Genomic DNA, 8,027 nt, shown 5'->3' on the forward strand with positions numbered 1-8,027 from the left:
TCCCGCCGGTCGCGCCGAGCTGATCGCGGGTGGTCACCCCTGTGGAGACGAGGGCCCGGGCCACGGCCGCGAAGTCCTCGAACGCGCGGGGGCGGTTCTCGCGGACGGCGGCCTTGTGCCAGGCGGGTCCGTACTCGCCCCCGCCGCGGATCCCCGCGACCACGTAGACGCCGCCCCCGGTGAGCCAGAGCGCCCCACGCAGCGCCGCGTACGACGGCCGCATGGACACCTCGAAGCCGCCGTATCCGTAGAGGATGGTCGGCCTCGGCCCGTCGGGGCCGGGGCCGCGCATCACGGTGTAGGGCACGCGGGTGCCGTCGTCGCTGACCGCTGTGTGCCGGGTGACCTCGATGCCGGTGGTGTCGAACCGGTCGGGGGTGGACCCGAGCGTCGTGGTGGAGCCGTCCGCGCGCAGCAGCACCAGCGACGGCGGCACGATCGGCCCGGACACCGCGAGGACGGCGTCGTCGGGGTGTGGGCGCTCGTCGTCGTCGTCGTCCATTCCGCCGCCTGCGTCGGCGCCGGACAGGCGGTCGCAGGACAGCACGTCCACCGACACGTGGTCCGGTAAGCCCTCGACGGGGCGGGGCTCCCAGGCCCCGTCCGCGGCGTCGGGGATCGTGTACGCCTCGAGGCGGGACTCGGTGTCGTCGAGGATCGTCAGCAGGATCCGGCCCCGGCCCCAGGTCACGTCCTCGACCGTGGTGGAGGGGGTGGGGGAGAACAGGACGACGGGCTCGGGCAACCGCGAGGGGTCGGCGTCGATCGCGGCCCACGGCAGCACGAGGACCGACCCGCCGGCGTGGGTGCGTCCGGCGACCTCGAGATCGGTGCGCGGCCGCAGCAGCAGCCAGTCCCCGCACGACTCCACGCGGCAGTCCTCGGGGACCGGGAGTCGGTGGGGTGCGGTGGTCGAGGGATCGACCCCCGGGGACCAGAACCACTCCTCGGAGGTGTGGAAGTCGGGGGCACGGCTGGCCGTGTAGCGGCCCGAGGTGAGGTCGTACGCGGCGCCCACCGCCACGTCCTCCGATCGTCCGGAGAAGATCACCGGCGCGCTGAGCGGGTCGGTCCCGCGACGCCACAGACGCGCCAGGCGGGGGTAGCCGGAGTCGGTGGCGTCCGACCCGCCGGGGTCCAGCGGCGAGGACAGCAGCAGGGTGTCCCGGTCCACCCAGGACACCGAGCTCTTGGCCTCGGACAACCGGAACCCGCCCTCGGACTCCGGGACGAATCGGCGGGCGGTCAGATCGAACTCGCGGACCTCCACCGCGTCCGCGCCCCCGCGGGAGAGCCGGATGAGCGCCCTGTCGTCCGCGGGGCGCCGGACCACGGTGCCCGAGTAGACCCAGTTGACCCCCTCCTCGGCGGCCAGGGCGTCCACGTCCACCAGGGTCTCCCAGGCCGGGTGGTCGACGCCCGGGGCACCACGCGAGAGCACGGACCACGGCACCCGTCGCCACAGACCGCGGGGATGGTCGGCGTCCCGCCAGAGGGTGTAGGCGTGGCGGCCGCGCAGGACCGGCCACGCGATGCGGTCCGAGGCGTCGAGGATCTCCAGGGCGCGGGCGTACGCCGTCTCGGCCTCCGGCCCGGAGGCGAGATCCGCCACGGTTCGGTCGCTCCGGTCCCGGACCCACTCGAGGGCCCCGGCGGAGTCGACGTCCTCGAGATGCAGGAACGGATCGGGCGACGCGGATGAGTTCATGCCCCGATGATGCCGTGTGCGGCCCGTCGGCAACTGAACCGGTGTAAGAAATCCACAGGCTCTTGTTACCGGGCCGTAGCGTCAGTACCATCAACGCCATGCAGGGGTCGCCTGACCCGGCCATTCTCGAAATCCTCGAGAATGCACTCAATAAACGGAGATACACAATGGGTTCCCTCACCGACATCCTCAGCACCGGCTCGGGCGATTCCGGTTCGCTCAGCGGCGGCAGCGCCACCGGCAACATCACCGACATGATCGCCGAGACCGTCGGCGACATCGTCGCCTCGGCTCTCAAGTCGGTCCTGGGCAACCTGTCCTGAGCTCGCCCCACTCGGGCACCGTCGCCGCCCCTCCCCCCGGGAGGAGGCGGCGACGCTCATTTCGGGTGGGGTTCCACGCCGCTCCGCCGCTCGGCGGCCGTCGGGAGCGCTACCCTGTGTGTCGTGGCTGACACTCATTACGACCTCATCGTCCTCGGCGCGGGCCCCGGTGGCTACGTCGCCGCGATCCGCGCCTCGCAGCTCGGCCTCAAGGTGGCCGTGATCGAGGAGAAATACTGGGGCGGTGTGTGCCTCAACGTCGGGTGCATCCCCTCGAAGGCGCTGCTGCGCAACGCCGAGCTGGCCAACACGGTGCTGCGTGACGCCAAGACGTTCGGGATCTCCGGGGACGTCTCCTTCGACTACGGGGTGGCCCACGACCGCAGCCGCAAGGTCTCGGACAACATCGTCAAGGGTGTCCACTTCCTCATGAAGAAGAACAAGATCACCGAGATCGACGGCTTCGGCACCTTCACCGACGACAAGACGATCGAGGTCGACGGCACCTCGTACACGTTCGACAACTGCATCATCGCCACCGGTTCCGTGGTCAAGACGCTGCCCGGGATCGAGCTGAGCGAGAACGTGGTGGACTACGAGGACCAGATCCTCTCCCGCGAGCTCCCGGATTCCGTCGTGATCGTCGGCGCCGGGGCCATCGGCATGGAGTTCGCCTACGTCATGTCCAACTACGGCGTCGAGGTGACGATCGTCGAGTTCATGGACCGTCTCCTGCCGAACGAGGACGAGGAGGTCTCCAAGGAGATCGCCAAGCACTACAAGAAGCTCGGCGTCAAGGTCCTGACCGGGCACAAGACCACCAAGGTCACCGACAACGGCGACTCGGTGGAGGTGGAGGTCGAGAAGAACGGTGAGGAGGGCAAGTCCCAGACCCTGACCGTGGACAAGGTGCTGATGGCCGTGGGGTTCGCGCCCCGGGTGGAGGGCTACGGCCTGGACAAGACCGGTGTCGAGCTCACCGACCGCGGCGCCATCGCCATCGACGACAACATGCGGACCAACGTCAAGGGCATCTACGCCCTCGGCGACGTCACCGCCAAGCTGCAGCTGGCCCACGTGGCCGAGGCGCAGGGAGTCGTGGCCGCCGAGACCATGGCCGGCGCCCAGACACAGACCCTGGGTGACTACCGGATGATGCCGCGCGCGACGTTCTGCCAGCCGCAGGTGGCCTCGTTCGGGCTGACCGAGGCCCAGGCCCGCGACGAGGGCTACGACGTCAAGGTGGGCAAGTTCCCGTTCTCCGCCAACGGCAAGGCGCACGGGCTCGGCCACGCGGTCGGGTTCGTCAAGGTCGTGGCCGACGGCACGCACGGCGAACTGCTCGGTGCCCACCTCATCGGCCCCGACGTCTCCGAACTGCTGCCCGAGCTGACCCTGGCGCAGATGTGGGACCTCACCGCCGAGGACGTGGCACGCAACGTGCACACCCACCCGACCCTCTCGGAGGCCATGAAGGAGGCCGTCGAGGGCGTCAGCGGCCACATGATCAACCTCTAGGGGCGCCGGCCCGGCCCTGACCCGGCCGGGCCCTGACCCGGCCCGCACTCACCGGGCTCCCCGGCCCACCCCGCACCGGTCCGGGCCTGCCCCGCGCCGGGCAGCGGTCAACGAAAACCGGGCAGCGATCAACGAAAAGAGCGTTCCGCGCACTCCCTCTCGGGCGACGTGCGCGGAACGCTCTTCTCGATGGCTGGGGCGCCGACGACGGTCGAGGGGCCTACTCGGCCACGACGATCTTGGCCATCTGCGCCTCGTAGATGGCGTCCAGGGCGCCGGCCGCGGAGGGCAGGACCGGGTCCGCCTCCGGGTTGTTGCCGCGGGCCGCGTACTCGACGCTCACGGTGGTGTCACGGGTGAAGCCGTGGATCGCGATGGCCCGGCTCAGTGAGCGGGTGCCGTCCGGCCGGGTGGTGATGAAGTCGCTGGTGACCCGGAAGCCCTCGGCGCCCTCGATGGCCGGGGCGTCCGCCACGGTCATGACGAGTTCGACGTCGGGGTTGGTGGAGCTCCGCGAGGTGGTGCAGGCCTCGTACAGGGAGCGGTCCATGAAGTCGTCGAGCTTCTGACCCACCATGCCGATCCCGAAACGATGCTCGGTGTCGTCCTCCTCCGACTGCTTGTACCGCACCGCTGCGGTCAGCCCGTCGGTGGTCGCGAAGTTGGAGACGGTCTCGAGGCGGGAGACACGGTCGCACGCCGGGTCCTCCATGAGCTGCTTGCCCTGGTCGGCGACGAGCTTGTCGACCGCCTCCTGGAGGAGATCCGGCTCGATCACCTGCACCACACCGCCACCGGGGGCCTCGCCCTCGGCCAGGACAAGCTGGTCGAGAGGGGCCTCGGGTGCGGACTCGTCGACGGTCGCCGTGGTCTGGGTGTCGCCCGGGGCGTCACCGTTCCCGGAGTCGTCGGAGTCCGACGTGCAGGCCGTGAGTGCGGCCGCGGTGACCAGTGCGAGGCCGGCGATCGCGACACGGCGGGGATTGCGGGTGCGAAGTCGCATCTCTCTCCTTCTAGTCCAGAGTCACCGACCATAGTGCCACCGGGCACCCGGCAACAGTGCATTCCGCCCCGCGTGGAGGCCAGGTGGACCCCACATCCCTCCCGACGCATCCCTCCCGCACGTAGGCCGGATGGCACCCACATTCCCTGCCCGCCGGGCGTGAGATGGGCCGCACGGGGGGAGGTGAGGGGTTCGATACGGCGTCCGGGTGTCTACCCTTGATGCGTCACCGGACGAGCCCGATCGGCCCACCGACCCGGAAGCAGGATTCGACATGGACCATGACGGCATAGATGCCGTGCTCTTCGACCTCGACGGGGTCATCACCCCGACGGCCGAGAAGCACATGCAGGCGTGGAACCGGATGTTCTCCGCGTACTTCGCCGACCGCGGGATCGACCCCTACTCGGACGAGGACTACTTCCGCTACATCGACGGCAAACCGCGGGTGGAGGGGATCGCCTCGATGCTCGCCGCGCGCGGCATCACGCTGCCCGATGGCGTCGAGGGCGAGGGCGACGACGACGAGGGGTCAGCCGAGGCGGACACGATCACCGGGCTGGGGCTGCGCAAGAACATCGTCTTCCGTCAGCTGCTCGACGAGGGGATCGAGGCCTACCCGGGGTCGGTCGCCTACCTCGACGCCCTCGACGCCGCCGGGATCGCGTCCTGCGTGGTCTCCAGCTCCAAGAACGCGGGCCCCGTGCTCGAGGCGGCGGGGCTGCGGGACCGCTTCGAGGTCATCGTCGACGGGCTGGTGGCGCAGGCCGAGGGCATCCCGGGCAAGCCCCGGCCCGACACGTACCTGCGGGGGGCCGAACTGCTGGGCGTGCCCGCGGACCGCTGCGTGGTGATCGAGGACGCCGTCTCGGGCGTGCAGGCCGGTGCCGCCGGCGGGTTCGCCCACGTCGTCGGCGTGGACCGCGGCGCGGGCCGCGACGTCCTGCTCCGGGAGGGTGCCGACATCGTCGTCGTCGACCTGGCCGAACTGATCCCCGGGCTGACGGGGGCACGGTCATGACACCCGTCCCCCCCGGGCGCGGCCCGGTCCACGACACGATCGGCCAGTCCGTCCCCGGCAACATCCGGACGACCTACGGCGTCAACCTCCGCAGCCACCTCGAGGTCCCGGAGATCAACCGCCACACGCACCCCGCGGACCCCTGGCGTTGGGTGGAGACCAGCCCCAAGGCCTCGCCGATGGGTGTCTCGGAGACGCAGTTCGCCGTGGGCAACGGCTACCTGGGCATGCGCGGCAACCTCGAGGAGGGACGCGACTCCAAGACCCACGGCACGTACGTCAACGGGTTCCACGAGACCTGGCACATCCTGCACGCCGAGGACGCGTTCGGCCTCGCACGCGAGGGCCAGACGATGGTGAACGCTCCCGACACCAAGACGATCCGGATCTACGTCGACGACGAGCCGCTGCGGGTGAGCGAGGCCGACCTCGAGCACTACGAACGCAGTATCGACTTCCGCGACGGCATCCTGCGCCGCGAGCTGGTCTGGCGCACTCCGGCCGGCAAGAAGGTGATCATCCGGACCACCCGCATGGTGTCGATGGTGGAAAAGCACCTCGCGGTGATGACCTACGAGATCGAACTGCCCGATGAGACCGCGCCGGTGGTGATCTCCTCGCAGGTGCTCAACCGGCAGGACGGCGAGGACGAGTACCACTCCGCCGAGGCCGTGCCCGAGGGGTTCGACCCGCGACGGTCGGACGGGCTGGACCACCGGGTGCTCGAACCGGTGGTCTGCGAAGGGCAGCGCGGCTACCAGGTGCACGGCTACCGCTGCGCCAACTCGGGGATGTCGATCGCCGTGGCCGTGGACCACGAGGTCGAGACCGAGGACGAGGTCGACATGAGCGTGGAGAGCGACGACGACGCCTCCAAGGTCGTCTACCACGCCCACGCCACCCCCGGCCGCGTCCTCAAGCTGACCAAGTTGGCGGCGTACCACACCTCCGAGAAGGTACCGGCCAACGAGCTCGCCGAACGGTGCGCGCGCACCCTGTCCCGGGCACGCGACCGCGGCGTGGAGGAGCTGCACCGCACGCAGCGCGACTGGTACGACCACTTCTGGCACCGCGGGGACGTGGAGGTGGACGGCCCGCCCGAGACCCAGCAGGCCATCCGCTTCAACCTCTTCCAGCTGGCCCAGTCCTCCGCCCGCGCCGAGACCTGCGGGATCGCCGCCAAGGGCGTCACCGGCAGCGGCTACTCCGGCCACTATTTCTGGGACACCGAGACCTACGTCCTGCCGTTCCTCACCTACACGATGCCGCGGTTCGCCCGGAACGCCCTGCGTTTCCGGTACTCGATGCTCGACAAGGCCCGCGAACGCGCCCGCTTCCTGTCCGTCAACGGCGCGCTGTACCCGTGGCGCACGATCAACGGCGAGGAGGCCTCCGCCTACTACGAGGCCGGCACCGCGCAGTACCACATCAACGCCGACATCGCGCACGCCATGGTCAAGTACCTGTGGGCCACCGGGGACCAGGAGTTCATGATCCGCGAGGGCGTGGACGTGCTGGTCGAGACCGCGCGGATGTGGGTCTCGCTCGGGTTCTTCGCCGACGACGGCTGCTTCAACATCCACGGCGTCACCGGCCCCGACGAGTACACGACCGTGGTGGACAACAACTTGTTCACCAACGCCATGGCGAGGTTCAACCTGGTGGCCGCGACCATCGCGTGCAAGCGGATCGCCGAGCTGGGTGACGGCCGGTGGGCGGGGATCTGTCGGCGCCTGAAGATCGACGCCGGCGAGATCGCGGAATGGCGGCGCGCGGCCGAGAACATGGTGATCGCGTACGACGAGGCGCTCGGTGTGCACCCCCAGGATGAGGACTTCCTGGCCAAGGAGGTCTGGGACCAGGACCTGGAGCACCCGCGCCGCCCGCTGCTGCTGCACTTCCACCCGTTGGTGATCTACCGGCACCAGGTGCTCAAGCAGGCCGACGTGGTGCTGGCGATGTTCCTGCGCGGTGACGAGTTCACCGAGGAGCAGAAACGAGCCAACTTCGAGTACTACGACCCGCTCACCACCGGAGACTCCACGCTCTCGGCGGTCGTGCAGTCGATCATCGCCGCCGAGATCGGGTACTGCGACGAGGCGTTCGAGCACTTCTCCAAGGCGTTGGTCGTGGACCTGGCGGACGTGCACGGCAACGCCGCGGACGGCATTCACGTGGCCTCCGCCGGCGGCGTGTGGTCGGCGCTCGTGAGCGGGTTCGGCGGGATGCGCGACTACCGGGGCGAGATCTCGTTCGATCCCCGGGTGCCCGCCGAGTGGGGCGCGTTGACGTTCCGTCTGACCGTGCGCGGCACGCACGTGCGGGTCCGGTGCACCCACACGGAGATCACGATCGTGAACCTCAACGGCGCCGACTTCGCGTGCACCGTGCAAGGGCAGCCGGTGACGGTGCCCGCCGGCCAGACCCTCACGCTGGAACTGGACGAGCGGGCCC

General features: G+C 69.9%; 6 protein-coding genes. 4 read left to right on the forward strand and 2 right to left on the reverse strand.

Features of this window, described 5'->3' with window-relative positions:
- Positions 1–1,708: prolyl oligopeptidase family serine peptidase (locus G6017_RS04690; RefSeq protein WP_182616160.1), on the reverse strand; the 1,708-nt coding region annotated here is incomplete at its 3' end.
- A gap of 167 nt (positions 1,709–1,875) precedes the next feature.
- Between G6017_RS04690 and G6017_RS04695 the strand changes: the two genes are divergently transcribed.
- Together G6017_RS04695 and lpdA are read left to right on the forward strand one after the other, a co-directional pair.
- Positions 1,876–2,031 carry a hypothetical protein gene (locus G6017_RS04695; RefSeq protein WP_179523434.1) on the forward strand — a complete coding sequence of 52 codons (156 nt, stop codon included), beginning with the start codon at positions 1,876–1,878 and terminating at the stop codon, positions 2,029–2,031.
- A gap of 123 nt (positions 2,032–2,154) precedes the next feature.
- Positions 2,155–3,549, forward strand: coding sequence for a dihydrolipoyl dehydrogenase (gene lpdA / locus G6017_RS04700; protein ID WP_179523433.1), 1,395 nt, complete (start codon positions 2,155–2,157; stop codon positions 3,547–3,549).
- Between the two features lie 220 nt (positions 3,550–3,769).
- On the opposite strand, the gene G6017_RS04705 is transcribed toward lpdA, so the two are convergent.
- A complete protein-coding gene (locus tag G6017_RS04705; RefSeq protein ID WP_182616162.1) occupies positions 3,770–4,552 on the reverse strand; it encodes a hypothetical protein in 783 nt (260 codons plus the stop codon).
- A 274-nt stretch (positions 4,553–4,826) separates the two neighbouring features.
- Between G6017_RS04705 and G6017_RS04710 the strand changes: the two genes are divergently transcribed.
- Together G6017_RS04710 and G6017_RS04715 are read left to right on the forward strand one after the other, a co-directional pair.
- Complete coding sequence (locus G6017_RS04710; protein WP_182616165.1) at positions 4,827–5,573, forward strand: HAD family hydrolase; 747 nt, start codon at positions 4,827–4,829, stop codon at positions 5,571–5,573.
- Positions 5,570–8,027: glycoside hydrolase family 65 protein (locus G6017_RS04715; RefSeq protein ID WP_182616164.1), on the forward strand; the 2,458-nt coding region annotated here is incomplete at its 3' end. The genes G6017_RS04710 and G6017_RS04715, both read left to right, overlap by 4 nt.

The sequence above is a fragment of the Dietzia sp. B44 genome (genome assembly GCF_014145245.1).
Lineage (GTDB): Bacteria > Actinomycetota > Actinomycetes > Mycobacteriales > Mycobacteriaceae > Dietzia > Dietzia natronolimnaea.